The sequence below is a fragment of the Bradyrhizobium sp. WSM4874 genome (assembly GCF_055811835.1).
The window spans coordinates 31,329-52,837 of record NZ_JBVVPR010000015.1; the positions used below are offsets into that span (position 1 = coordinate 31,329).

Below are 21,509 nucleotides of genomic sequence, written 5' to 3' on the forward strand. Positions count from 1 at the left end.
CATAATGATTTCCACAGTTGATCTGGAAAAAATTAGCGAAGGTTGTATCCGCGCTACCGTTACTATCGCCGGGTGCGAGGTGCCCGGACAGATTCTCGGGCTCCATTTGTTGCACCACGAGGAGGTTGTGTCGGAGGGCGTTTGGGCAACAGGAATCGTTGTTCCTGACGAGGGCGAACTACTGCAGACATTTGATATTGAAGGGCGCGTGAGAGGGACTTACTCCCTGTCGATTTGCAAGCTTACTGAGTATTCGTTTTCCATACCCCCCGATGCCAACAATGAGATATTCCGGACGTACTTTGAGCTTGGCGATCAAATTACGTTGCTTAATGCTACGGTCGCGGAAGACATTGCGGCCCGGCAGTCTCAAGTAAACTTGCAGATACTGGAAACACTCCGAGTTCAACAAGGAGAGTTGGGACAGAGTTTTGAGGTAGTCACCTTCTTTGAAGGGGTCGAGATCGGACACGCGCTGGGGTTGCGCGGCGCGTCTCTAGCTCCAATCGAGGGCGGCGTTCATGATGAAGGACTAGTACATTCGATCGTCCCCTATCTGAAACAAAGGCACAGCATTGACCTGCCGCCTCGCGAAGCTTGGGGGCCGCTGCTAAACTCTGCGCCCGGGTTTGCAGTAGACGTCCATCACATTCGTGCAGTTGATGAGCAAGATGCTTCTGATTTCGCTCACAGTCTCTCCTCCGATATCGCGCTGATTATTGGCAGCGAGCAGGGAGATCGCGCCCGGAACTTTATGCAGCTGATTTTGAAGCACGCGGGTGGCTATCAGATTCGAAATGTTCGATCTGCCAACTTTTCTAATTTGATTGCACCGATGTCGTTGCATTCGATCATAAAAACACTCTTCCCGATAATTCGGGCTGATAGCTTCTTGCGACTCATCATCGACTTGATGGTCGGCGCTTCGGGCGAACGGGATCGAGGGCTCCGGTTCTTTCGGATGTGGGGTGTGCTTGAGGTTCTAGCGGATCGAGAGGTTCAAGTGTCCTCGGACGGCTTAAAGGACCCGCGTGGCCAAGATATTCTTTTCGACGATGGAAAGGCGGTTTCGACGAAAAGGAAGGAGGGGCGAGTTTATGAATTGCTTATGCGGAGAAATTTGCCATGCATCGTGTTGGGTCAAGTTCCACAAAGTAGGCTAGTTATCGAAGGCGCCGTAGATACAAGATGGCAGAATGCCGAGCGCACAATTAGCCTTTGGGATGCGGTCGCCAGCCACTATACTATTCGAAATGAAGTAGCCCACGAAGGGCGGTTTGACCTGAGCAGGGCCGTCAATACTCCTCGTAGAAAGCTGGCTGTTGAGTTTTACCAGGGAAGTCTAGATTTTCTGGAGTACGCCATGTCCCACGCGGTCCGATCAGAAATGGCCACGGCTATTCGTCGACATACTACGGCTGAACCCGCTCCCTCTGCGCCGAGCGGCGAGACACCCGAGCCAAAGCGGAATTTTGCGCTTGTTACGGAACTTCGCCGTTTCCCATAACTGAATTACGGTGACGGTGCATAAAACTTGCAATGCCCGACCCAAGCCCCACCAGGGCTAGGTGCCTGCGTGACAAGCTGGACATCCTGCGGAGGCCAACGCCGTCTACGTCGACCAGATTCGCAAGCACGGCCTCTACGACGACATCTTGGCAGGCCTTCGCCGTGCTGCTCCCGGTGAAGACCGTCGGCGTCATGGGCGACGGCCGCACCTACGACTTCGGCCTGCGCGCCGTCACCTCAACCGACAGCATGACCGCGGACTTCTACCAGTTCGACATGAAGTTTCTCGGCGAGACCGCCACGCGCATCATCGACGAGGTGAAGCGCGTGAACCGGATGTGTACGACGTGACGAGCAAGCCGCCTGGAACGATCGAGTGGGAATGATTTTTGCCCATCCGAAGGTATCCGGGAATACGCCACGGTACGATGGCCGCCCGCCCGTGAAATGACGAAAGCGGTGGAACGCCGGTGAGCCTCCGCCCATCCGGCATCGCCCATCGCCTCTGTCGTCATTTCTTCTTCCGCCGAAACGCCGTGACGAACGCGTCCATGACTGCGGCAAGCGCCGATCCTGCGGGCCCCGGCGCGCGCAACATCCACACGGCCCAGGGAGGCGGTGCGTAGGCGTCGAGTACCGTCACGAGACCGCGCGAGCCGAGGAGAGCCGCCGTTCCCTCCGAGCCAGCCTGCCCGATCCCGGCCCCAAGCATGGTCGCTGAGCGCAGGGCATCCGAACCGTCCACCGTCAGTGCGAAGTCGGGCTGGAGGCGGCGCGTGCCGCCCGGTGCGCGGAACAGCCAGGGCATCACCCGTCCCGTCGCCGGAAAACGCAGGCCGATCAGCCGGTGCTTTGGGAGATCATCAGGCGTTAGAGGCGTCCCGTGCCTGGCGAGATAGGCGGGCGCGGCAAGGGTGACGAGCGGCAACGGCGCAAGGCGCCGGGCGAGGAGACTGGCGTCGGCGATCCGGGGCGCGATCCGCACCGCGAGATCCCAGCGGCCGCCGCCGAGGTCGGCGAAGTGGTCATCGAGGGCCAACTCCACGCGCAGGGCCGGGTACCGCTCCAGAAGCGAGGCCAAGGCGTGCAACAGGGTCGGAGCGAGGGAGGCGGCTGCGGTCACGCGCACCGTACCCGCGACCCCTACCGGCGCGCCGAGACGGCTGGCGGCAGCCGCGAGTGCGAGGGCCGGGCCTCGGACCTCGGCGAGGAAGCGCTCACCGTCGGGTGTGAGGGAGAGTGCGCGGGTCGAGCGGCGGAACAGGCGCGCACCGTGCGTGGCCTCGAAGCGGCCGACGAGGCGGGCAATTGCGGCCGGGGTCACGCCGAGCTCGCGCGCGGCCCCGGCGAAGGAGCCGGCCTCGGCAACACGGAGAACGACGACGGCGGCGCGCAGAGTGTCCATGCTTCATTCAATACATTTGGTTGGTTCTGCCGCAACACCATTTGTCCTGCCCTGCGCGGCCCCGCGCCCTTACGTTGGGAGTGTCAGAAGCAGGAAAACGATGATGCGCATTGGAATCGTGGGTGTTGGGCCGGTGGGGCAGACCTTGGGGACCATCTGGGCGCGGGCGGGTCACGAAGTGGCCTTCGGCTCGCGCGATCCGGCTCGGGCGGCGGAGGCGGTGTCGGGTCTTGCCGGTGCGCGCGCGACCACACAGGAACAGGCTGCGGCGTTCGGTGAGGTTGTATTGTGGACGCCGCGCGGCGTCATGCCCGCCAGCCCGGACATGCTCGCCGGGAAGATCGTACTCGACCCGAACAACCGCGAGCCCGGTCCGGGCGGCGATTACGCCTCACCGCGTCCCGAGGGACCAAGCTTCGCCGAGCAGCTGCAGACGGCCGCACCGCGGGCGCGCGTGATGAAGGCGTTCAATACTGTGGTGATGCGGTTGCTGAGGGAGGACCCCGAGCGGCTGACGGCGTCAGGGGCACAGGTGTTCCTCGCCAGTGACGACGCGGAAGCGAAGATGGTGGCTGCCGCGTTGGCGGCGGATGCCGGGCTGGCCGCGGTGGATCTCGGAAGGTTGGACGCGGCGTGGCTGGCAGAGACGATGGCCGACGCGTTCCGCCAGGCCATGAGGACGAGCCCTGCCGGATGGCGCCAAGCGCTGGTGTTCGCCGACCTCGCAGGGAGGCCAGGCTACACCTCATGAAGCTGATCTACTCTCTCTTTAGAAGGTACATCCAATGAAGCTGTTCTACTCTCCCTCCTCATGCTCTTTGTCGCCGCACATCGTGCTGCGCGAACTCGATCTGCCCTTTACGCTCGACCGCGTCGATCCGGCGACCAAGCGAACCGAGTCGGGAAACGACTATCTGACGATCAATCCGAAGGGCTACGTGCCCGCGCTGGAGCTCGATGACGGGGAGGTTCTAACCGAAGGTCCTGCGATTACGCAGTATCTCGTCGACAGATACGCGCCTGGCACTATCGCGCCGCTCTCCGGCACGATCGAGCGGGCACGGGTCAATAGCTATTTGACCTATATCGGCACCGAGTTGCACAAGCCGTTCGGGCGGCTGTTCGATCCAGCGCTCACTACTGAAGCCCGTGCCTCGACCATAGCCTACCTGAATCGCAGGTTCGCGCCGATCGAGCAGGAGCTCGCCGATGGACGGGCGTTCCTGACCGGTTCGGCCTTCACTCTCCCCGACGCCTATCTTTTCGTGATCGGGCGCTGGGGAGCGTTCACTGGCTTCGATCTCTCGCCGTTTCCCAACATCGTCGCGCACGCCGAGCTGGTCATGGCTAGGCCTGCGGTTCAGCTAGCACTCGACGCCGAGACGTAGGCAGCGGCATCGAGATGCATAGGTGTCTGATAACCAATCTTTATCTTGCCCCACGTCAAACAGTTCTTTCCGCGAGGGCACGTTTTTAGGGGCTCCGTTTCGGTCGGTTCTGTACCATCATGGTCGATGATGCTATCTGGCTGCGAACCGAACGGAGAATACCTTGTTGACCGATACGGGAGTTCAGAAGCTCAAGCCTGGCAAGAAGCTTTGTAAGCGCGGCGACCGCGACGGCATGTCCATTGCCGTCCTGCCCATCAATAGGCGCAAGCAGATCTGGGAAGGTGGCAACCACACCATCAAGGTGGTGCATTGATGCGCGCCGCGTTGAAAGTGGTGATGGCCGCAATATTTGCCATGCCGGCTGCAGTGGCTCTGGCGAAGTCTCCGGACTGCGCGAGTTGGCCCAGGAACATGGCCCTCGTGCACCTCAAGAACGCCGGCCTGATTGATATCCCATCAGTGATCGAGGCGCAGACCAAGGCCGTTCGTCTCGCGTCCGAAAAGATCGGCAAGGACCTCCACCAGCAGGTTTACGACATCACGTTTCACACCAAGGATGGCAAGACGATCGAGGTCATCACGAAAAACCAGGCATCAAGCGAGGAATGCTCGATGAGCGCCGTCGACGTCTACGTGGTCTCGACGAAAATCGGCGGGTCGGCAGCGCAGCCATCTGAGAGCACGACTAAAAAGTGATCCGGCTGCGCAATCCGCCCTCTCTCGCCGAGTCGCGCTCAAGATGGCGGATTACGCTTCGCTAATCCGCCCTACGATCTCTCTCACGGCTTCACGAACCGATAGGCGAAGCGATCGGTCTTGCCCTTGATCGCGGGATCGAACACCTTGATCGTGTGCGGATCGTTATTGTTCGCGAGCAGGGTGCTTTCCGCGTCCAGCACGAAGCCGGCCGCCTCCACCTCCTTGCGAACGGATGCAGGCTCGATCCGGTGCAGCGATTGGGCGTTGCTGGTGCCCGCGCCGAGCGCGGCGGAGTGGTCGACGATGACGTAGCACCCGCCGGGCTTCAGCCGCTCGTAGACGGCGCGATTGAAGCGCGCCGCCGTCGCGTCCCTGGCCTGGATCAGCGCGGTGTGGAGATCGTGGTAGAACAGGTGCAGCCACAGGACATCCGCTGGTCGCGTGGCCTGCGGCATCGCCACGAGGTCCGCCGAGACGGCTTCGACGTTGTCTCGGCCCGGCTCCTTCGCAAGCATCCGCATGCGGCCGACGGGATCGTTCTTGAAGTGGGCGATCTCGGCCGGCACGAAGCTGTCAACCCGTCCTCCGGGTCCCACGATCTCGGAGAAGAGACGGGTCCAGTCGCCGTCGCCTGGATAAACGTCGATGACGGTGGCGCCCGCATCTATTCGTGCGAACCGGATCAACTCCGATAGCTTGGATTGGTCGTACATAGGGATCTCCTTTACGGTCGGGCATTCGACGCGCGCGCGGCCCGCGCCAGCGCCTGGGTGTCGATGTACTCCCGGATGTTCGTCAGTTTGCCGTCCCGGACCGTGATGGCGAAGATCCAGTCGTCCTCGAAAATCTTGTTCGTGGCTTTGATCCTTCCCTTCGCGAAGCCGGCGACCAGCACCCGGTCTCCTTGCGCGACGAACTCCCGGGGTTCCGTCGACGTTTCGATCGACTTGGATGCCGTCTCGAGCAGATCCGTCACCCCGTCGTGCCCGCGGTGCGTTCCGGCCAGCGGCCAGTCTTCGCCCGGGATGATCCACTCGATGTCCTCAGTGACCAGCGCCAGCAGAGCCTCCCTGTCGCCGCGGCCGATCGCGGCGAAGAAGTCCTTTACGGTCTGGATGTTTTTCTCGGTGCTCATCCGAGTTTCTCCATTTCGCTGCGATCGGATCGCGCGCGATCCGATCGCATGCTTCGTGTCCCCGTGTTCGTCAGCCGAACTTGACCAAATCCTTGAAGATCAGCTGACCCCAGCTGTTTCCGCGCGCCTGCACGAGCAGTCCACCTTCCGAAAGCCCGCCGAGCTTGATCGGCGCGAAGCCGAGCTTTTCCGCAAGCGCGCCAATCTCCGTGGCGGCAGCATCATCGTCGCTCGCCAGGAACACGACTCTCCTGCCACCATGGACGGCCGGATCCTGGCCAAGCACGGCAGCACCCAGATGGTTGAAGCCCTTGACCAGTCGACCGCCATTGAAGGCTTGCGCGACGGCCCTGGACGAAGGCTGTCCCCCCAGTTTCTCAGGCGGCACGCCGTAGGCGTTGGTCACATCGACAATCGTCTTGCCCTGCCACGTCGGCAGCGCCTTCGCGACATCCTGGTGCGACTCGAAACGGACCGCCAAAAAGATGATGTCCGCCTTGACCGCGTTCGACAGTGTTTTGGGAATGATCGTGGGTCCGATCGCGGCCGCATCGGCTGCGAAGCTTTCCGGATCGCGCGTGGTTGCGACGGAGACTTCGATGCCATTGCGGGCAAACGCCCTGGCCAGCGCCTGGCCGATATGGCCGAAGCCGATAATTGCGTAGCTCATGATGTTTCTCTGATTTTGTGTTGATGCCGCGGTCAGACCTGCGCCATGCCGCCATCGACGGCGAGATCCACGCCGGTGATGTAAGAACTTTCATCGGAGGCGAGGAACGTGACGGCCGCCGCGATTTCCTCCGGCTTGCCCCTGCGACCCATGGGGATCTGTGAAGCAAACTGAGCGGCCGCGTGCTCGGCTTGCTCGGGGGTCAAGCCGGTCGTGGTCTCCAGGGCAGGGGTCTCGGTTGGCCCGGGGCTCATCGTATTGACGCGGATTTTGCGGTCTTTCAGCTCCAGCGTCCAAGCGCGCGAGAAGTTACGCACGGCCGCCTTGCTCGCGGCGTAGACGCTGAACCCCGGCAACCCCAACACGTTCGACACCGAAGAATTCAGGATGATCGAACCGCCGTCCTTGAAGAGGGGCAGGGCTTTCTGCACCGTAAAGAACAGCCCCTTCACGTTCACGTCGAAGGTCTGGTCGAAATGGGCCTCGGTCGCTAGCGCGAGCGGCGCGATCGTCCCCGCGCCCGCGTTCGCGAAGAGAATGTCGATGTGACCATGTTTCTCTTTCACGATGGCATAGAGCCGGTCCAGGTCTTCCTGGCGCGACACGTCGCTCACGACCGTCGTCACGTTTCTCTCGATGAAGGCCGCGGCCTCCTTCAGCTCCTTCTCGCGTCGCCCGGTGATCACCACGTGCGCACCTTCGTCCACGAAGCGCTTCGCTGTGGCTAATCCAATCCCGCTGCTTCCGCCGGTGATGACTGCGATCTTGCCTTCTAGTTTTTTCATGACGTTTTATCTTTCGTTGTGTGTGGGGCAGGCGCGGGACCGCGCCGGGATCAGAGTTGCGCCAGGCCGCCGTCGACGGCGACTTCGCTGGCGGTCATGAAGCTGCTGTCCGACGAAGCGAGAAAGGCCGCCACGGCACCAATTTCCGAGGGATCGGCCATGCGCTGCAGCGGGGTCATCGCGGCGAACACCTTCTGTCCTTCCTCGCCCAGCGCTTCCTTCGCGAGTTCGGTCGCGGTCGCCCCCGGCGACAGCACGTTGACGCGGATGCCGCTGCCCTTCAGGTCTTCCGCCCAGGTTCGCGCGAGGTTGCGCACCGCCGCCTTGCTCGCGCTGTAGGCGCTCATGGCCGGCGCGCCCGTGGTGCCGGCGCTCGATCCGGTCAGGATGATCGAACCGCCCCGGCGCATCAGCGGCAGCGCCTTCTGGACCGTGAAGATCGTCCCCTTCACATTGGTGTCGAAGGTTTCGTCGATGTGCGCGGCGGTGATCTTGCCGAGCGCAAGCTGGCTTCCCGCGCCGGCATTGGCGAAGACGATGTCGAGCCTTCCGCGCTCGGCCTTCACCGCCGCGTAGAGCCGGTCGAGGTCGGCCTCATCCGAGACCGAGCCCTTCACCGCGCGGACGTTAGGTCCGAGGGCGGCGACAGCTGCGTCGAGCGCTTGCTGCCGGCGGCCGAAGATGAAGACGAAGGCGCCGTCCTCGATGAAACGCTTTGCCGCGGCGCGGCCGATGCCGGTCGCGCCACCCGTGATGACTGCAACCTTGCCGTCGAGCTTTCCCATAAGTTCTCCTGTCGTGGTGTCGGGCAGCATCTGCCCCCGAGACCCGCGACATAGGTCCGCCGGCGCCAGGCGTTGAGTGCGGAAGCGCGCACATCGGTGGTGCGAAATCGATCCGGCCCGACGACTGACGCCAGCGGCGACGATCCCGGTTCGGAATTGGGCCGGACGCATCAGCAGAGGCTATGATGACGGCCGGACTGCTGTTAGATGCCTCAGGTACGGGCTTTGGAAGGCGCACCGCGCGGTGCGGGATTGCACCATGATCGATTGGGACGATGTTCGCTACTTTCTAGCCGTCGCGCGCGGAGGCTCGGTGCGGGCCGCCGCCGAGCGCCTCGATGTGAACCATGCGACCGTGCTGCGACGCATCGCCCAGCTCGAGGAACGCCTCGGGGTCCACATGTTCGAAAAGCTGCCTTCGGGCTACCGCCTGACGGCTGCGGGCGAGGAGGTCCTCGAGTTCGCGGGCCAGATGGAAGCGTCGTCGCACCAGCTGGAGACGCGCGTCTTCGGGCGCGACCAGAGCGTGCGCGGGCGTCTGCGGGTGACGCTGGCGCCGCCGATGGCGACACATTTGCTCATGCCTGATTTCGCCGACTTCGCGCGTCTGCATCCCGATATCGAGATGGATATCCTGTCGTTCGGCGAGCTGGCCAACCTGACCAACCGTGAGGCCGACGTCGCGATCCGCGTCGTCTACGACCGCAAAACCCTGCCGCAAAATCTTCACGGCATGAAGGGACCGGAGCTGTTCGGCGCCGTCTACATGTCCAGGGATCGGCTGGCCGCGTGGCGTGCCGGCGCGCCCGATCCCTTCCGCTGGATCGTCATCAGCATGCATGGCATCCCGGACTGGGCCAGCGCGGGCGAGGTTCGCACCACGGGCGTTCCATTCAGGACCTCGGATGCCGGGGCGCAGATAGCCGCTGTCCGGCAAGGGCTCGGCATCACGACACTGCCGTGCTTCGTCGGCGATGCCGACCCGCTGCTCGCGAGAGTGCCGGGCACCGACCTGCACATGTACGGAACGGTTTGGCTTCTCACGCAGGGGGAGACACGCAAGACCAAGCGCGTGCGGCTGTTCACGGAATTCGTATCCCGCCGGCTCGCCGCGTACGCGCCGCTGCTCGCGGGGCTGGCGGGGGCGCGCGACTGAGAACTGCCAAACCGCAAGATCGGTCGAGCGTGTCATGGCCGTCAACGACTAGATGGAGCCGCCACGGAGGAGGGACGATGAAGGCGGCGCTGCAAAACTACCAGGACCGGATGCGGCGGGTGCTGGACCATATCGACCGGCATCTCGACGGCGATCTGGATCTGGACACGGTGAGTGCTGTTGCGGCCTTCTCGAAGTTTCATTTCCACCGGCAGTTCTCGGCGACCTTCGGGGTATCGGTGCATCGCTATGTCCAGCTGGCCCGCATGAAGCGCGCTTCGCATCAGCTGGCCTACGTGGACGCCCTTGATGTCACGGAGATCGCGATGGATGCCGGTTACGAGGCACCGGACGCCTTCGCCCGCGCCTTTCGGCAACGGTTCGGGCAATCGCCGTCGTCGTTCCGGAAATCTCCCCACTGGGAGCCGTGGCTTGCGGCCTTCGGGCCTCTCGACAATGCCAGGAGCAAGCTCTTGCAGAAAACGTTTACCACCGACGACGTGACGATCCGCGATGTGCCCCCGACGCCGGTGGCGATCATGGAGCATCGCGGCGACCCCACGACGCTTCCCGCCACCATCCAGCGCTTCATCGCGTGGCGCAAGGCATCTCACCTGCACCCCAGCACAAGTCCGACCTTCAATGTCTGGCGTTCCGAGCGGCGGCCTGCGTCACCCGCCGATTACAGCGTCGACCTCTGCGTCGGGACCGACCAGCCGATCGTGGCAAACGGCGAAGAAATCAAGGCCGGCGACATCCCCGGCGGACGCTGCGCGGTGCTGCGCGTTATCGGCTACACCGACAACCTCGAGCCGGCCGCGCTCTTCCTTTATCGCGACTGGCTTCCGGCTAGCGGAGAGGAAGCACGCGACTTCCCGATCTATTGCCAGCGGCTGAGCTTCTTTCCGGAGGTGCCGGAGCACGAGACGGTCGCGGACCTCTTTCTGCCGCTGAAATAACCCTGGCGGCGGCCTGGCCTTTCGGTCGCAACAAGCCGGCGGGCCGCTATCCGCGATCAATGCCGCCGCCATCCGATCTCGCATGTGACTCGAGAAACGGGTGGCGGCTCGCAGGTGCCTGATGTCTTGTTCGGCTACTTTTGACATCAGGAGAGTCTCGCGGTGGAACTGGCAAACAAAACGATCATCATAACCGGCGCCAGCAGCGGTATCGGTGCTGCCGCGGCGTCGCTGTTCGCGTCCGAAGGCGCCGATGTGGTGCTCGGGGCCCGCCGCGCCCCCGAGCTGCAGGCCGTTGTTGCAAGCATCAAGAGCGCCGGAGGGCGCGCGACTTTTCTCGCGGGCGACGTTCGGGACACCGGCTATGCAGCCGGCCTTGTCGAGCACGCCGTCAGGACTTTCGGAAAGCTTGACGGCGCTCTCAACAATGCCGGCATCGTCGGCGACATGACGCCGGTCCCGGAGATGAGCGTCGAAAATTGGACCGATGTGCTTGCGGTGAATCTCACCTCGGCGTTCCTCGGCGCAAAGGCGCAGATCCCGGCGCTGCGCAAGCAGGGCGGCGGTTCGATCGTTTTCACCTCGTCCTTCGTTGGCTTCAGCAACGGGGGCTTGCCGGGAATGGCGGCGTACGCAGCCTCAAAGGCAGGACTGATCGGCCTGGCTCAATCACTGGGCGCCGAGCATGCGGCCGAAGGCATTCGCATCAACGCGCTTCTGCCCGGAGGGACCGTCACCCCGGCGGCAGGCGAAGGAAATCCCGACGCCCTGAATTTCATCGCCGGGCTCCACCCGATGAAGCGGATGGCCAGTCCCAAGGAGATCGCGCAGGCAGCCGTTTTTCTCCTGAGCGACCGGGCATCGTTCATGACGGGCAGCCCCATGACGGTTGACGGCGGCATGTCGGTCCGCCTGACCTGATGACGAATCCGTTCGGGTTTGATCGACGGGGCTCTGCCCCGTCGATCAGACCAGTTCATGACGGGATGCGGTCGCGAAAGCCTGTCTCACCCGCGCGCCTCCTGCCAGTGCGGATAGGTGACATAAGCGGTGACGGCGCCTTGCTCGTGCGAGCGGATGGTGACCTGCGCACCCTTGGGCATGTGGACGATCTCGCCCGGACCGGCGGTCACGGTGCCGGCGCTGCTCGACACCGAGAGCTTCCCTTCGAGCACGACCATGACGTCGTCGACAGCGATTTTCTCGTCGAGGATTTGGTTCGGCGCGTAGCGGCCGTAGCCGATGGTGATCGGAGCGTCGTGACGCTGGTCGATCACATTGCCGACGAATATGTCGCCATCCAGTCCCGGCGAACGCTCAAGCGCTGCGTCCGAGATGGCAAACTTGCGAACTTGCATGAGATGTCTTCCGTCTTGCGATCAAAGTTGGCGGAGTGAGGATGATAGAAGTCGCGAGCAAGTGTTTTGTTCACCGCGCCTTGCGGGGCCGTTTGACGCAGATGGCGCGGACGATGGGTGGAGCGCAGGAGACGGTTGGTGTCCAGCGCGCGGCGACGGTCACCTCGGCGTAAACACTGGATGTTCCCCACCGATCGCCATGATACGAGATCCCAGTCGTTCGCTTCCGGAGCCCAATATTCATGTCCGCCGCCACCGCCCCGAGTCAGCCGCCCGCAACCGCCGCCGAAACCGATCCGGAAACACTCGGCTGGATGAAGGGCTTCCCGCCACCGGAAACCCGCACCATCTCCTTCCAGAATGGCTCGTTCCGCAGCTTCCCCGAGCTGCGCTGGGCCTGGAGCAACATCCGCCAGCTGGTGCCGACCGTGAACGTCTGGCGCGGGGCGGGGCCTGCATCGGTGCTGCCGCGGCAGGACCATGACATCGGCGCCTCCGCCTCGACCACGATGGACGGCCGGCCCATGACGTTCGCGAAGATGCTCGAGGAGACCTATGCCGACGGCATCGTCGTGCTGCACCGGGGCAGGCTGATCTATGAGCGCTATTTCGGCGCGTTGAAGCCGCACAGGCCGCATATCGCGATGTCGGTGACCAAGTCGTTCACGGGCGTGCTCGCCGGCATCCTGGTCGCCGAGGGCAAGATCGATCCGCAGGCGCCTGTCACGGAGTATGTGCCGGAGCTCAAGGCCAGCGCGTTCGGCGATGCGCGCGTGCACGAGGCCATGGATATGACCACCGGGCTCGCCTACACCGAAGTTTACACCGACAGTAATTCCGCGGTGTGGGGATTGCGGCGGGCGAACGGCATGGCGCCGATCGAGCCGGGCTATGACGGCGCGACCAATATTTTCGATTTCCTCGTCGGTCAGAAGAAGCAGGGTGAGCACGGCAAGGTCTTCGCCTACAAGACCGTCAATTCCGACGTGCTGGCCTGGATCATCCGGCGCGCCAGCGGCATGGCGCTGTCCGATTTTCTCTCGGAACGGATCTGGACCCGTATCGGTGCCGAGGAGGACGCGCATTACCACGTCGATCGGATCGGCACCGAAAGCGGTGGCGGCGGCCTCTCAACCACCTTGCGCGATCTCGCCCGCTTCGGCGAGACCATGCGCAATCACGGCCGCTTCAACGGGAGGCAGATCGTGCCTTCATCTGTCGTCGAGGACATCGCGCGCGGCGGCGATCCCGAAAAATTCAAGCCGGCCGGCTACACCACGTTGCCCGGTGCGTCCTATCGCAATCAATGGTGGGTTACGCACAACGCCCACGGCGCCTACATGGCGCGCGGCGTTCACGGCCAGGGCATCTATATCGATCCCAGGGCCGAGATGGTGATCGCGCGCTACGCCTCGCACCCCGCAGCGGGCAACGCCGCGAACGACCCCGTGACGCTGCCGGCCTACATGGCGTTGGCGAAGCAGCTGATGGCGGGCGGGTGAGGCCGCCTACGGCAGCTCCCGCCAGCGCATCGGCAAAATGCCATCCTGCCTGAAACTGTCGAGGAAGCGGAAGCGGGCGGCTTGCGGATTGGGGCGGGCTTCGATCGGAGTGCCCAGGATCTGCACGACGTCGTTCTCGTCATAGGCCGGCCAGGCTGGCAGGCCGGATCCGTTCGGGTCTCGGCTACGACTCCGTCGCGGCTTTCATCACCATGTTCAAGAAGGCGCTCGGGAAACCGCCGGGGAAATATCTGAGCGGTATCTTCCCAAAATATAAGAATTAACTTATATTAGCGTCGACCGATATTCATCCTGGCACGAAACGACAAGGAGGAGCGCCATGGAAATCGACGTCGTCAGGGTATTGGGGCTGGTTACGCGGTCGGTGAGGAATTTCGAGAAGGACGGGAAAGCGGCCAGTGCGGTGACGCTGACGCGGCTTTACGAGACCAGCGTCGACGATCTCTGGGACGCAGTGACCAGCCAGCAACGCATTCCGCGCTGGTTCTTGCCGGTCGAGGGAGACCTACGGCTCGGCGGAAAGTACCAGCTCAAGGGAAATGCAGGCGGGACCATCACGGCGTGCACGCCGCCGACCCATTTTGCGGCGACGTGGGAATTCGGCGGCGCGATGAGCTGGATCGATGTCAAGCTGACGGCAGAACGAAGCCAGGCGCGATTGACGCTGGAGCACACCGCGATCATCGAGGATCATTGGGAGCAGTTCGGTCCGGGGGCGGTCGGGATCGGCTGGGATCTCGCCATTGCGGGGCTGGAGCGATATGTTGCGACCGGGGCATCGGTCGACCATGAGACGGCCGAGGCATGGATGGGCTCTCCCGCGGGTAAGGAATTCATGACGAGCAGCGGCGAGTATTGGCGCGCGGCGCATGTCGCTAGCGGCGTGGATCCTGCCTCCGCGAAGCAGCGGTCCGACCGCACCATCTCTTTCTATCGCGGCGAGACGCTGCCCGACGTCGCGCATCCGGGCACAGGAAGCTGATGCAAATCTTCGAGGTCCTCGCTGACCCCGTCCGCCGTCGCATCCTCGAACTGCTTGCGCACTGCGAGATGGCGTCCGGTGAGGTCGTCGAGGCGATCGGGGCGGAGTTCGGGATCACGCAGGCCGCCGTGTCGCAGCACCTCAAGGTGCTGCGCGAGAGCGGCTTCGCGACCGTTCGGGCGGAGGCGCAACGACGGCTCTATTCGGTCGACGTCGCGGGGCTTCGCGCGGTCGACGCGTGGATCGGCCAGTTCAGGAACTTCTGGGAGCCGAAGCTGGACGCCTTGGCGACGGAGATCGCACGCGGCAAACGCGAGCGTCGTAACGCGCCAATGACCAAGCGGAGCGGCAAGCGGGCGTGAAGGCATCGCGGCAACGGCCACGTAGCATCGCGCCGCTTCAGTGAGGCACGAAAGCCGCGGCCAAAACTGCGAGCATGCCAAAGCTGGCGATATTCCAGAACAGCGAGCGGACGAGCGGTATGCCGGATAGGTAAAGCGCGGTGTAGGCGATGCGTCCGCCAAGATAGGCGATCGATCCCCAATAAGTCAGCTCATTGTGAACGCCTGCGGAATGAGAGATGAGGATCGCGGCTGCAAAGAACGGAAACGTCTCCATGTAGTTGCGGAAATTTCGGTTGAGCCGGCCGGGGATGGGCTTGAGCGGAGGCATCTCGATATCGCGCGGGCTCGCAGCCCATCTGAGGCCGTACTGCAGGTTCGTGGCTTGCGCGGCGGCGACAAGCTGTACGAAGCCCCAGACGATTGCGGCGGCCAGCATCGATAGCTCGAAGCTCATCGCCATTGGCTGTCCCCCAATCTGCAAATCAGCGCGATCCCGAGTGCCATTCCGGGAGTTTGGAGATCTCGGGATCGAGGTGATCCCAGGCATATCCGCGCGAGCAGAACAGCACGACGGACGGTTTGAACGTGCTGGCATCGTCCAGCGTGCCGACATAGATGCCGATGAACTCCGGCTTCTCGTCCGGCTTGTTGTAGATCGGCGAGCCGCAGTTCGGACAGAACCCCTTGCGCTTGACTGCGCCGCTGTCGGCAATGCGCTCGATTTCGCGCACCTCGCCTGTCACCGAGACTGCGCTGCGCGCGAACACGAAGATGGAGCTGTGGCCGCTGCCGGTATCGCGCTGACAGTCGCAGCACTGACATTGGAAGCCGCGGATCGGCGCGGACGCAATGGTGTAATAAACCGCGCCGCAGGCGCAACGACCTGAATATGTCATTCGTCTCGCTCCCGACGGGGCCGACCGGCCTGATCATATCAGGCTGGTTTGATTTCTCCACATCGAACAGGCGGCGCGATTTCACACAAGCCTGATCTTCGCCGGCGCGCTCACCCGCGCGACATCTTCTCGAACTTCTTCACCAGCCGTTCGCGCTTCAGCCGCGACAGCCGCTGGATCCAGAACATGCCATCGAGCTGGTCGATCTCGTGCTGGTGGCAGACGGCGCGCAAGGCTTCCGACTCCTCGCTGTGCACGTTGCCGTCGATATCCCGATAGCTGATCCGCACGCGGGCGTGGCGCTGCACCTCGTCGTTGACGCCGGGCATCGAGACGCTGCCTTCGCGATGCAGGATCATCTCGGGCGAGGCCCATTCGATCTCCGGATTGACATAGGTCAGCGCACCTTCCTTGGCGTCGAGCTCAAGCACGACGACGCGCAAGGGCACGCCGATATGCGGCGCCGTGATGCCGATGCCGGGCGCGGCGCGCATCGTCTCGAGCAGGTCGTTTGCAAGCTCGCGCAGCGTTGCATCGAATGCGGTGACGGGGCGGGCCGGCATCGCGAGCCGGCGGTCGGGATAGCGGACGATCGGGCGAATGGTCATGCAGGCTCCTAGCACTCACGGATGGTTGAAGCATGCCGTTCTTGACCGCCTACCAACTGGAAGGTAGCTTAGGGCCATGGCCAACGCCACCTCGACTGCAGACGACATCCTGGCCTGCGCGCGCAGCTTGATCATCGCGGGCGGCTATAATGGTTTCAGCTACGCCGACGTGGCCGAGGTGGTCGGCATCCGCAAGCCAAGCATCCACCACCATTTCGCCAGCAAGGTTGATCTGGTCCGCACCCTCGTGTCGCGCTACCGCGCCGAAGCCGAGGCGGGACTGTCCGCGCTCGAACGCAATGTCCCTGATCCGCGCGAGCAACTCAAAAACTATGTCGCGTACTGGGAGGCGTGCATCAGTGATGCGACGGCGCCGTTCTGCGTCTGCGCGCTGCTGGCGAGCGAGCTCCCGATCTTGCCGGAGGAGGTCGCGCTCGAAGTCCGTGCGCACTTCCGCTCGCTGGCTTCCTGGCTGAATTCGGTGATGGAGCGCGGCAAGCGGAAAGGGCAACTCAAGCTCTCCGGCACAGCCCGCGTCGAGGCCGAAGGATTCATGGCGACCATTCACGGCGCGATGCTGTCGGCGCGTGCCTATGGCGATCCAAAAATGTTCGGTGTGATCACCACCCCGTTGCTGGACCGGCTGTCCAACAAGCACTGAGAGACATCAGCGAACGATAACGCAGCTCGCAGGCGGGCTGGCGAAGTCGGCTTCGCTGCGAGTAAGACTACCAACTAGTAGGTATAGGAGAGACTGCAATGGCGCAATATGAATTGGATCTGGTTCGTGCCGATCGCGCGCGATGGCTGAAGCAATACTACTTCGTACGAGCGGCGTTCTCCGTCGCCTGGGTCGCTGCTGCGTTTGCCGCCGGGGCTTCTTCGCCAGTCATCGCCGGCGCCTTGCTGGTCCTCTATCCCGCATGGGACGCCGCGGCCAACTTCGCGGACGCCTTGCGCAGCGGCGGCTTCGATCAGAATCGCACCCAGGTTTTCAACGCTATGGCGAGCGTTGGGACAACCATCGCGGTCGTCGTCGCCCTCCAGTCGAGCATGAACTGGGTGCTCGGAATCTTCGGGGCGTGGGCGATTGTGTCTGGACTGCTGCAGTTGGGGACGGCCATCCGCCGCTGGCGGAGTTTTGGCGCGCAATGGGCCATGGTGCTCAGCGGTGGCCAGTCGGCGCTTGCAGGCGGCTTCTTCATCTTTCAGGCCACGATGCCCGCGGTTCCCTCGATCGCGAATGTCGCGGGATATGCCGGCGTTGGTGCGCTCTACTTCCTGGTCTCGGCGATCTGGCTCACGGTCGGCGAGTGGCGGCTTTCGTCCGCCGAATGACATGGTTTCGGTGTTTTCGTGGCAAATCGCCTGGTACCTAGCAACCAGCTCGGTGCACGGATCACTTGCAAAGGACGCCAAACTCTACCTCACTGTGGCGCCAAGGGGCCGGCGGAATTGACGGCAGGAGCCAAGAGGGTAACCTGACCCGGTCAACGCCGACCAACCCCTGGTGCCCTACAATGATGGCGGATCCGGGCAATCGTTCCGTTCTGCACCACCGGCTTGCGTCAGTGCTGATGGTGGATGTCGTCGGCTATACCCGGCTTATGGAGCTGGACGAGCGGGCCACTCATAGCAGGCTCATGAATTTCCGGTTTTCGTTCCTGCACCCGATGGTCGAGGAGCGGCACGGCAAGATCGTCAAGAACACGGGTGATGGCTTCCTTGCCATGTTCGACAGCGCGCGGGACGCGTTGGAAGCTGCTGTCTCGATGCAAAGCGAGGTTACAACGCGAGAGGCGGATCAGCCGCCCGACCGACGCATCGCTTTTCGCATGGGCTTGAACATCGCCAATGTCATCGTCGAGGACCACGACATTTACGGCGACGGGGTCAACATTGCTGCTCGCCTCCAAGGCTACGCAGAGCCGGGCGGAATCGTCATCTCGGGGGCGTTTCGAGATGCGGTCGGCGGAGAACTTGCCTTGGATGCCGTCGATCTCGGCTTGCTGCATTTGCGGAACCTCTCTCATCCCGTTCAGGTCATCAGTCTCAGGCCGCCCGGTGGGGGGAGGCTCACGTTTGGCGAGTCCGCGGGGGGATATGACGGACGCGCCTCGATCGCGGTGCTTCCGTTTCATAGTCTCACAACTGCAGAAGATGCGTACTTCGCCCATGGCATGGTCGACCGCATCATCTATGTCCTCGCCGCGCTGAAGGAACTCTTCGTCATTTCACGCGGCTCCCCTGGCGGCTTTAGCGGTCCGATCGATCTCCGAGCTCTCGGTAAAGATCTGGGCGTCCGCTACGTGCTGTCCGGGAGCGTGCTGCGCTCGGGACAGCGTCTGAGAATTGGTGCCGAACTCGGCGATGCAAGTACTGGTGAGATCATTCGCGCCGATCAGCACGAAGTCGATCTCGGTGATCTATTCCATGTCCAGGACCGCATTGCCCAGGAAGTTGTGAAGACGATCGCGCCGAACGTGCTCGACCGCGAGTTGAAAAAATCGTTGCGGAAACATCCTCAAAGCATGACAGCCTATGATCTTGTCCTGCAGGCTATGGAGCCGCTCTACGATCTCGACTATGCAACCTTTTCGCGCGCGAGAGGGCTGTTGCAGCGCGCGATCGCAATCGATCCCGGATACGCGCCGGCGTTCTCCTACGCCGCCTACTGGCACATGTTTCGCCAAGGCCAAGGATGGTCGCCGGATGTTTCTGCCGATATCAACGCGGCAGAACGAATGGCCCGCGCGGCGATTGCCAATGACAGCCATGATGCGATGGCGCTGGCAATCTACGGCCACACGCAATCTCACTTGACCAAAAATTTTGAGCAGTCGATCAGCGTTTTCGACAGTGCGATTGCAATCGGCCCCAACCTTGCGATCGCTTGGATACTTAAGGGCGCAACGCTCTGTTTTGTGGGTGATGGGCCGAATGCCGTGCGTTGCGCAGAGGCCGGATTCCGCCTGTCGCCTTTGGATCGGCATGTCTTTTTCGCGGAGCATATTCTGGCGCAGGCCCATTACGTCAACCGTAATTTTGACCAGGCCATCTCCTGGGGGCGCCGCGCCGACATGCACAACGCGCGAAATACGTCGAATCTTCGCACGCTTATTTCGAGCCTGATCGCAATCGACAGAACCGAAGAGGCGCGCGAACTCGCCAACCGGCACGCCGCAATAGCTCCGGGTTTCAGAGTATCGGCTTGGGCAAGCCGGACCCCGATGCAGGGGGACGTCCGGGAACAACGTATCGTCAGGCTGCTAGCCGCGAGTATGCCGGAATAATCTTCCGAAGTATGACCTATTTCACACGACACGGTCGCTACCGGTCATAAACCAGACATCGCCCCCATCAGGGCCGGGAGGAGCAAACCATGACCGGCAATACGGGTGATACCGGAGATACAGGCGATACCGGCGACATGAGTTCTGCCACGAGCGCTGATGTTCGCTACCCTGATCGAAGCGATCTTCCTTTCCTAACCGAGCCTGACGTCGCAAACGTGTTGCTGGACCGAAAACGTTTTGGCGCCAACAACTGGTCTACGATCTGGCAAGCTTGGCGCATCTTGGGTGATTTCGGTTCAACCAACTGGCAGGCCCGTATCGTGGTAGCGGAGCCGCAACCGCCGGCCTCGCTGGAGATCGAAACACTGAAAAACATGGTTCTGGACGAGCGGCCCGCCGCGCTGGGCGAGATTTTCGGCCAGGACAAGGAGTTCATGCGCTATTTCCTCGCGCTGATAGGAGCCACCCCGGGCACGCATCCGGCGACCTTCCTGGTTCTGAATGCGGCAAACTTGGTGGCGACGCTGGCTGTTATGTACTTCAAGACCAAATTCGATCGTCCGCGGCCATCACAGATCGTTCCCGCGCTGCTGCCGCCGATTCCAGTTCCGGGCCACGCATCCTATCCAAGCGGCCATTCGACCCAGGCGCATCTGTTTGCATTGTGCGCAACCGCGGTTCTGCAGGAAGCGTCCGGGCAGGGGATTGACCTTGTCCTGACCCGGCTTGCCGATAGAATTGGGCGCAACCGCGAGATCGCGGGCCTTCACTATCCGTCGGACACTGCGGCAGGCGCTAGTTTGGCCTCCGATCTGTTTTCGATTTTGACAGACGAGACCATCATGCCCCATGCGGATGGCAAGGCTTCGACATTTGGGGCTGCCATGACGGCTGCAAAAGCAGAGTGGGCTTGAAGCAGGCCATGGGAGAATTGGCGCAGCAATTTCAGTTATCGCTCGATTTTTTTAAAGAACTCGAGCAGCGAGCGCATGCGTACCCGACGCCAGCAAAGGACTTTGACCCGCTATCGGCGACGGACGTTCAGCTTGAGCGATACGGACTTCTATCACGTCACGACCGAGAGAAGCAGGCCGATTTTTCCCGGTTTTGGTCTCGGCTTCTGAGCCCACCATTCGAAGCATTTGCGACAGAATTTCCGCAGGTCAAGGACGGGCAGCCCCCACACATTCCGCTCCTTCGCGTCGGGTGCAGCGCGAGACAGGGCTCTCGGCGATTGGAGAACAGCCGGAATTGGTCAGGCGGCTACATCGTTCCCCAACATCCTGAGAAGTTTGTTTATGTCAGCGGAAGTTGGTACGTGCCGACGCCATCACTGCCCCCGGTGTTGCCTCGCAATGCAGGACCTGACGAAGACTATCAATCGTCGACGTGGATAGGGATTGATGGGCGCCGACGCTACCCCATGTCGTCGATGCCCCAGATAGGCACCACTCAATGCGTCCAGATCGTCGGAGGTGTCGAGAAGGTTCGGACATATGCGTGGTGGCAATGGTGGTCTCTTGACGGCAACTACCCGCCGGACAACCGTAACAATCCGCCCATACCGATCCCGAATTTTCCTGTGTCGGTGAACGACGAGATCATGGCTGGCTTGATGCTGCGCTCGCCAAACGACGTGCAGTTCTTCATTAAGAACCAGACGACCGGCTTGTTCACGACCTTTCTGGTCGTTGCACCTGGTCCTATCCTGCCACTCGGGTCGACGGCCGAGTGGGTTGTGGAGCGGCCGACCATGATCGGCAGTCATCGTCTGTATCCTCTGCCGAACTACACTGATGTCGTTTTTCGCGATTGCTTTGCGCAGTCGGCTCCCTCAATCGGGGCGCCGGGAAGGATTAGACGGCTCGATCGACTCGGGCTCATTCGCATGGTCGAGGTCTTTCCAGCTCCCCACCGCACGTCGTTTGTATCGGTCCCGCAAAAGTTAAACGCCGGTAGCCTTTGTGTTTCCTACCGCGATGCATCGGCGTCTCCGTAGCCTGTCGCC

Annotated in this window: 26 protein-coding genes and 2 pseudogenes; 18 read left to right on the forward strand and 10 right to left on the reverse strand. The window is 62.4% G+C overall.

All coding sequences use genetic code 11. The features are described 5' to 3' along the window. Positions 1–4 precede the first annotated feature (4 nt). Complete coding sequence (locus AC0L3P_RS17390; protein WP_473303242.1) at positions 5–1,507, forward strand: hypothetical protein; 1,503 nt, start codon at positions 5–7, stop codon at positions 1,505–1,507. Between the two features lie 35 nt (positions 1,508–1,542). Continuing rightward, positions 1,543–1,895 (forward strand): annotated as a pseudogene (locus AC0L3P_RS17395) (GMP synthase (glutamine-hydrolyzing)); the annotation flags it as partial. 125 nt (positions 1,896–2,020) lie between these two features. On the opposite strand, the gene AC0L3P_RS17400 reads toward AC0L3P_RS17395, so the two are convergent. Further along, entirely contained in the window at positions 2,021–2,914 is an 894-nt protein-coding gene (locus AC0L3P_RS17400; RefSeq protein ID WP_473303245.1) for a LysR family transcriptional regulator, read from the reverse strand. A 100-nt stretch (positions 2,915–3,014) separates the two neighbouring features. On the opposite strand from AC0L3P_RS17400, the gene AC0L3P_RS17405 reads away from it, so the two are divergent. From AC0L3P_RS17405 to AC0L3P_RS17420, 4 genes are all read left to right on the forward strand, one after another. Next, positions 3,015–3,665, forward strand: a complete 651-nt coding sequence (locus AC0L3P_RS17405; RefSeq protein ID WP_473303247.1) for an NADPH-dependent F420 reductase — start codon at positions 3,015–3,017, stop codon at positions 3,663–3,665. Between the two features lie 34 nt (positions 3,666–3,699). Further along, a complete protein-coding gene (gstA, locus tag AC0L3P_RS17410; RefSeq protein WP_473303249.1) occupies positions 3,700–4,302 on the forward strand; it encodes a glutathione transferase GstA in 603 nt (200 codons plus the stop codon). A 163-nt stretch (positions 4,303–4,465) separates the two neighbouring features. Then, positions 4,466–4,618, forward strand: coding sequence for an integrase (locus AC0L3P_RS17415; RefSeq protein ID WP_473303252.1), 153 nt, complete (start codon positions 4,466–4,468; stop codon positions 4,616–4,618). After that, the gene (locus AC0L3P_RS17420) at positions 4,618–5,001 is read left to right on the forward strand and encodes a hypothetical protein (protein ID WP_473303256.1); all 384 of its coding nucleotides are present in this window, start codon (positions 4,618–4,620) and stop codon (positions 4,999–5,001) included. Before AC0L3P_RS17415 ends, AC0L3P_RS17420 begins: the two co-directional genes overlap by 1 nt. Before the next feature lie 83 nt (positions 5,002–5,084). Here the strand turns inward: AC0L3P_RS17420 and AC0L3P_RS17425 are convergent, their stop codons facing one another. The 5 genes from AC0L3P_RS17425 to AC0L3P_RS17445 form a co-directional block, all read right to left on the reverse strand. Then, positions 5,085–5,717, reverse strand: a complete 633-nt coding sequence (locus AC0L3P_RS17425; RefSeq protein ID WP_473303258.1) for a class I SAM-dependent methyltransferase — start codon at positions 5,715–5,717, stop codon at positions 5,085–5,087. An 11-nt stretch (positions 5,718–5,728) separates the two neighbouring features. Continuing rightward, positions 5,729–6,139, reverse strand: a complete 411-nt coding sequence (locus AC0L3P_RS17430) for a nuclear transport factor 2 family protein (RefSeq protein ID WP_354204064.1) — start codon at positions 6,137–6,139, stop codon at positions 5,729–5,731. A 70-nt stretch (positions 6,140–6,209) separates the two neighbouring features. Further along, positions 6,210–6,809, reverse strand: coding sequence for an NADPH-dependent F420 reductase (locus AC0L3P_RS17435; RefSeq protein WP_473303260.1), 600 nt, complete (start codon positions 6,807–6,809; stop codon positions 6,210–6,212). Between the two features lie 32 nt (positions 6,810–6,841). Continuing rightward, positions 6,842–7,594 carry an SDR family NAD(P)-dependent oxidoreductase gene (locus tag AC0L3P_RS17440; protein ID WP_473303264.1) on the reverse strand — a complete coding sequence of 251 codons (753 nt, stop codon included), beginning with the start codon at positions 7,592–7,594 and terminating at the stop codon, positions 6,842–6,844. 50 nt (positions 7,595–7,644) lie between these two features. Then, complete coding sequence (locus AC0L3P_RS17445; protein ID WP_354055245.1) at positions 7,645–8,379, reverse strand: SDR family NAD(P)-dependent oxidoreductase; 735 nt, start codon at positions 8,377–8,379, stop codon at positions 7,645–7,647. 259 nt (positions 8,380–8,638) lie between these two features. Here AC0L3P_RS17445 and AC0L3P_RS17450 point away from each other — a divergent pair, with 259 nt between their 5' ends. The 3 genes from AC0L3P_RS17450 (at position 8,639) to AC0L3P_RS17460 (ending at position 11,415) form a co-directional block, all read left to right on the forward strand. Further along, the gene (locus AC0L3P_RS17450; protein ID WP_473303269.1) at positions 8,639–9,535 is read left to right on the forward strand and encodes a LysR family transcriptional regulator; all 897 of its coding nucleotides are present in this window, start codon (positions 8,639–8,641) and stop codon (positions 9,533–9,535) included. A gap of 77 nt (positions 9,536–9,612) precedes the next feature. After that, the gene (locus tag AC0L3P_RS17455) at positions 9,613–10,494 is read left to right on the forward strand and encodes an AraC family transcriptional regulator (RefSeq protein WP_473303274.1); all 882 of its coding nucleotides are present in this window, start codon (positions 9,613–9,615) and stop codon (positions 10,492–10,494) included. A 162-nt stretch (positions 10,495–10,656) separates the two neighbouring features. Next, complete coding sequence (locus AC0L3P_RS17460) at positions 10,657–11,415, forward strand: SDR family oxidoreductase (protein WP_473303276.1); 759 nt, start codon at positions 10,657–10,659, stop codon at positions 11,413–11,415. 86 nt (positions 11,416–11,501) lie between these two features. On the opposite strand, the gene AC0L3P_RS17465 is transcribed toward AC0L3P_RS17460, so the two are convergent. Then, positions 11,502–11,852 carry an ethanolamine utilization protein gene (locus tag AC0L3P_RS17465; RefSeq protein WP_473303280.1) on the reverse strand — a complete coding sequence of 117 codons (351 nt, stop codon included), beginning with the start codon at positions 11,850–11,852 and terminating at the stop codon, positions 11,502–11,504. Positions 11,853–12,094: 242 nt separating this feature from the next. On the opposite strand from AC0L3P_RS17465, the gene AC0L3P_RS17470 reads away from it, so the two are divergent. From AC0L3P_RS17470 to AC0L3P_RS17485, 4 genes and pseudogenes are all read left to right on the forward strand, one after another. Continuing rightward, positions 12,095–13,354, forward strand: coding sequence for a serine hydrolase domain-containing protein (locus tag AC0L3P_RS17470; protein WP_473303285.1), 1,260 nt, complete (start codon positions 12,095–12,097; stop codon positions 13,352–13,354). Between the two features lie 176 nt (positions 13,355–13,530). Beyond that, a pseudogene (locus tag AC0L3P_RS17475) lies at positions 13,531–13,638 on the forward strand (AraC family transcriptional regulator); the annotation flags it as partial. A gap of 56 nt (positions 13,639–13,694) precedes the next feature. Next, complete coding sequence (locus tag AC0L3P_RS17480; protein WP_473303288.1) at positions 13,695–14,357, forward strand: SRPBCC family protein; 663 nt, start codon at positions 13,695–13,697, stop codon at positions 14,355–14,357. Then, positions 14,357–14,719, forward strand: coding sequence for an ArsR/SmtB family transcription factor (locus tag AC0L3P_RS17485; protein ID WP_275167271.1), 363 nt, complete (start codon positions 14,357–14,359; stop codon positions 14,717–14,719). The genes AC0L3P_RS17480 and AC0L3P_RS17485 overlap by 1 nt, the downstream gene beginning before the upstream one ends. A gap of 37 nt (positions 14,720–14,756) precedes the next feature. Here the strand turns inward: AC0L3P_RS17485 and AC0L3P_RS17490 are convergent, their stop codons facing one another. The 3 genes from AC0L3P_RS17490 to AC0L3P_RS17500 all read right to left on the reverse strand — a co-directional run bounded on the left by AC0L3P_RS17490 (position 14,757) and on the right by AC0L3P_RS17500 (position 16,205). After that, positions 14,757–15,161: an MAPEG family protein gene (locus AC0L3P_RS17490; protein WP_473303290.1), complete on the reverse strand. Its 405-nt coding sequence runs from the start codon at positions 15,159–15,161 to the stop codon at positions 14,757–14,759. 22 nt (positions 15,162–15,183) lie between these two features. After that, positions 15,184–15,597: a GFA family protein gene (locus AC0L3P_RS17495; protein ID WP_473303292.1), complete on the reverse strand. Its 414-nt coding sequence runs from the start codon at positions 15,595–15,597 to the stop codon at positions 15,184–15,186. A gap of 110 nt (positions 15,598–15,707) precedes the next feature. After that, positions 15,708–16,205, reverse strand: a complete 498-nt coding sequence (locus AC0L3P_RS17500; protein WP_473303295.1) for a peptide deformylase — start codon at positions 16,203–16,205, stop codon at positions 15,708–15,710. 76 nt (positions 16,206–16,281) lie between these two features. On the opposite strand from AC0L3P_RS17500, the gene AC0L3P_RS17505 reads away from it, so the two are divergent. The 5 genes from AC0L3P_RS17505 (at position 16,282) to AC0L3P_RS17525 (ending at position 21,500) form a co-directional block, all read left to right on the forward strand. Beyond that, the gene (locus AC0L3P_RS17505; RefSeq protein ID WP_473303298.1) at positions 16,282–16,866 is read left to right on the forward strand and encodes a TetR/AcrR family transcriptional regulator; all 585 of its coding nucleotides are present in this window, start codon (positions 16,282–16,284) and stop codon (positions 16,864–16,866) included. 98 nt (positions 16,867–16,964) lie between these two features. Further along, complete coding sequence (locus AC0L3P_RS17510) at positions 16,965–17,543, forward strand: DUF308 domain-containing protein (protein ID WP_473303300.1); 579 nt, start codon at positions 16,965–16,967, stop codon at positions 17,541–17,543. Between the two features lie 182 nt (positions 17,544–17,725). Continuing rightward, the gene (locus AC0L3P_RS17515) at positions 17,726–19,498 is read left to right on the forward strand and encodes an adenylate/guanylate cyclase domain-containing protein (protein ID WP_473303303.1); all 1,773 of its coding nucleotides are present in this window, start codon (positions 17,726–17,728) and stop codon (positions 19,496–19,498) included. Between the two features lie 89 nt (positions 19,499–19,587). Further along, the gene (locus tag AC0L3P_RS17520) at positions 19,588–20,415 is read left to right on the forward strand and encodes a phosphatase PAP2 family protein (RefSeq protein ID WP_473303305.1); all 828 of its coding nucleotides are present in this window, start codon (positions 19,588–19,590) and stop codon (positions 20,413–20,415) included. Next, positions 20,412–21,500: a G1 family glutamic endopeptidase gene (locus AC0L3P_RS17525; RefSeq protein WP_473303307.1), complete on the forward strand. Its 1,089-nt coding sequence runs from the start codon at positions 20,412–20,414 to the stop codon at positions 21,498–21,500. Before AC0L3P_RS17520 ends, AC0L3P_RS17525 begins: the two co-directional genes overlap by 4 nt. Positions 21,501–21,509: the final 9 nt, after the last annotated feature.

Coding starts and splice junctions, on each gene's coding strand:
- AC0L3P_RS17510 (WP_473303300.1), top strand. CDS start 16,965: ATGGCGCAATATGAATTGGATCTGGTTCGTGCCGATCGCGCGCGATGG.
- AC0L3P_RS17515 (WP_473303303.1), top strand. CDS start 17,726: ATGATGGCGGATCCGGGCAATCGTTCCGTTCTGCACCACCGGCTTGCG.
- AC0L3P_RS17505 (WP_473303298.1), top strand. CDS start 16,282: ATGGCCAACGCCACCTCGACTGCAGACGACATCCTGGCCTGCGCGCGC.
- AC0L3P_RS17470 (WP_473303285.1), top strand. CDS start 12,095: ATGTCCGCCGCCACCGCCCCGAGTCAGCCGCCCGCAACCGCCGCCGAA.
- AC0L3P_RS17400 (WP_473303245.1), bottom strand. CDS start 2,914: ATGGACACTCTGCGCGCCGCCGTCGTCGTTCTCCGTGTTGCCGAGGCC.
- AC0L3P_RS17440 (WP_473303264.1), bottom strand. CDS start 7,594: ATGAAAAAACTAGAAGGCAAGATCGCAGTCATCACCGGCGGAAGCAGC.
- AC0L3P_RS17465 (WP_473303280.1), bottom strand. CDS start 11,852: ATGCAAGTTCGCAAGTTTGCCATCTCGGACGCAGCGCTTGAGCGTTCG.
- AC0L3P_RS17500 (WP_473303295.1), bottom strand. CDS start 16,205: ATGACCATTCGCCCGATCGTCCGCTATCCCGACCGCCGGCTCGCGATG.
- AC0L3P_RS17430 (WP_354204064.1), bottom strand. CDS start 6,139: ATGAGCACCGAGAAAAACATCCAGACCGTAAAGGACTTCTTCGCCGCG.
- AC0L3P_RS17390 (WP_473303242.1), top strand. CDS start 5: ATGATTTCCACAGTTGATCTGGAAAAAATTAGCGAAGGTTGTATCCGC.
- AC0L3P_RS17520 (WP_473303305.1), top strand. CDS start 19,588: ATGACCGGCAATACGGGTGATACCGGAGATACAGGCGATACCGGCGAC.
- AC0L3P_RS17480 (WP_473303288.1), top strand. CDS start 13,695: ATGGAAATCGACGTCGTCAGGGTATTGGGGCTGGTTACGCGGTCGGTG.
- AC0L3P_RS17490 (WP_473303290.1), bottom strand. CDS start 15,161: ATGGCGATGAGCTTCGAGCTATCGATGCTGGCCGCCGCAATCGTCTGG.
- AC0L3P_RS17455 (WP_473303274.1), top strand. CDS start 9,613: ATGAAGGCGGCGCTGCAAAACTACCAGGACCGGATGCGGCGGGTGCTG.
- AC0L3P_RS17435 (WP_473303260.1), bottom strand. CDS start 6,809: ATGAGCTACGCAATTATCGGCTTCGGCCATATCGGCCAGGCGCTGGCC.
- AC0L3P_RS17485 (WP_275167271.1), top strand. CDS start 14,357: ATGCAAATCTTCGAGGTCCTCGCTGACCCCGTCCGCCGTCGCATCCTC.
- AC0L3P_RS17445 (WP_354055245.1), bottom strand. CDS start 8,379: ATGGGAAAGCTCGACGGCAAGGTTGCAGTCATCACGGGTGGCGCGACC.
- AC0L3P_RS17450 (WP_473303269.1), top strand. CDS start 8,639: ATGATCGATTGGGACGATGTTCGCTACTTTCTAGCCGTCGCGCGCGGA.
- AC0L3P_RS17425 (WP_473303258.1), bottom strand. CDS start 5,717: ATGTACGACCAATCCAAGCTATCGGAGTTGATCCGGTTCGCACGAATA.
- AC0L3P_RS17495 (WP_473303292.1), bottom strand. CDS start 15,597: ATGACATATTCAGGTCGTTGCGCCTGCGGCGCGGTTTATTACACCATT.
- AC0L3P_RS17420 (WP_473303256.1), top strand. CDS start 4,618: ATGCGCGCCGCGTTGAAAGTGGTGATGGCCGCAATATTTGCCATGCCG.
- gstA (WP_473303249.1), top strand. CDS start 3,700: ATGAAGCTGTTCTACTCTCCCTCCTCATGCTCTTTGTCGCCGCACATC.
- AC0L3P_RS17405 (WP_473303247.1), top strand. CDS start 3,015: ATGATGCGCATTGGAATCGTGGGTGTTGGGCCGGTGGGGCAGACCTTG.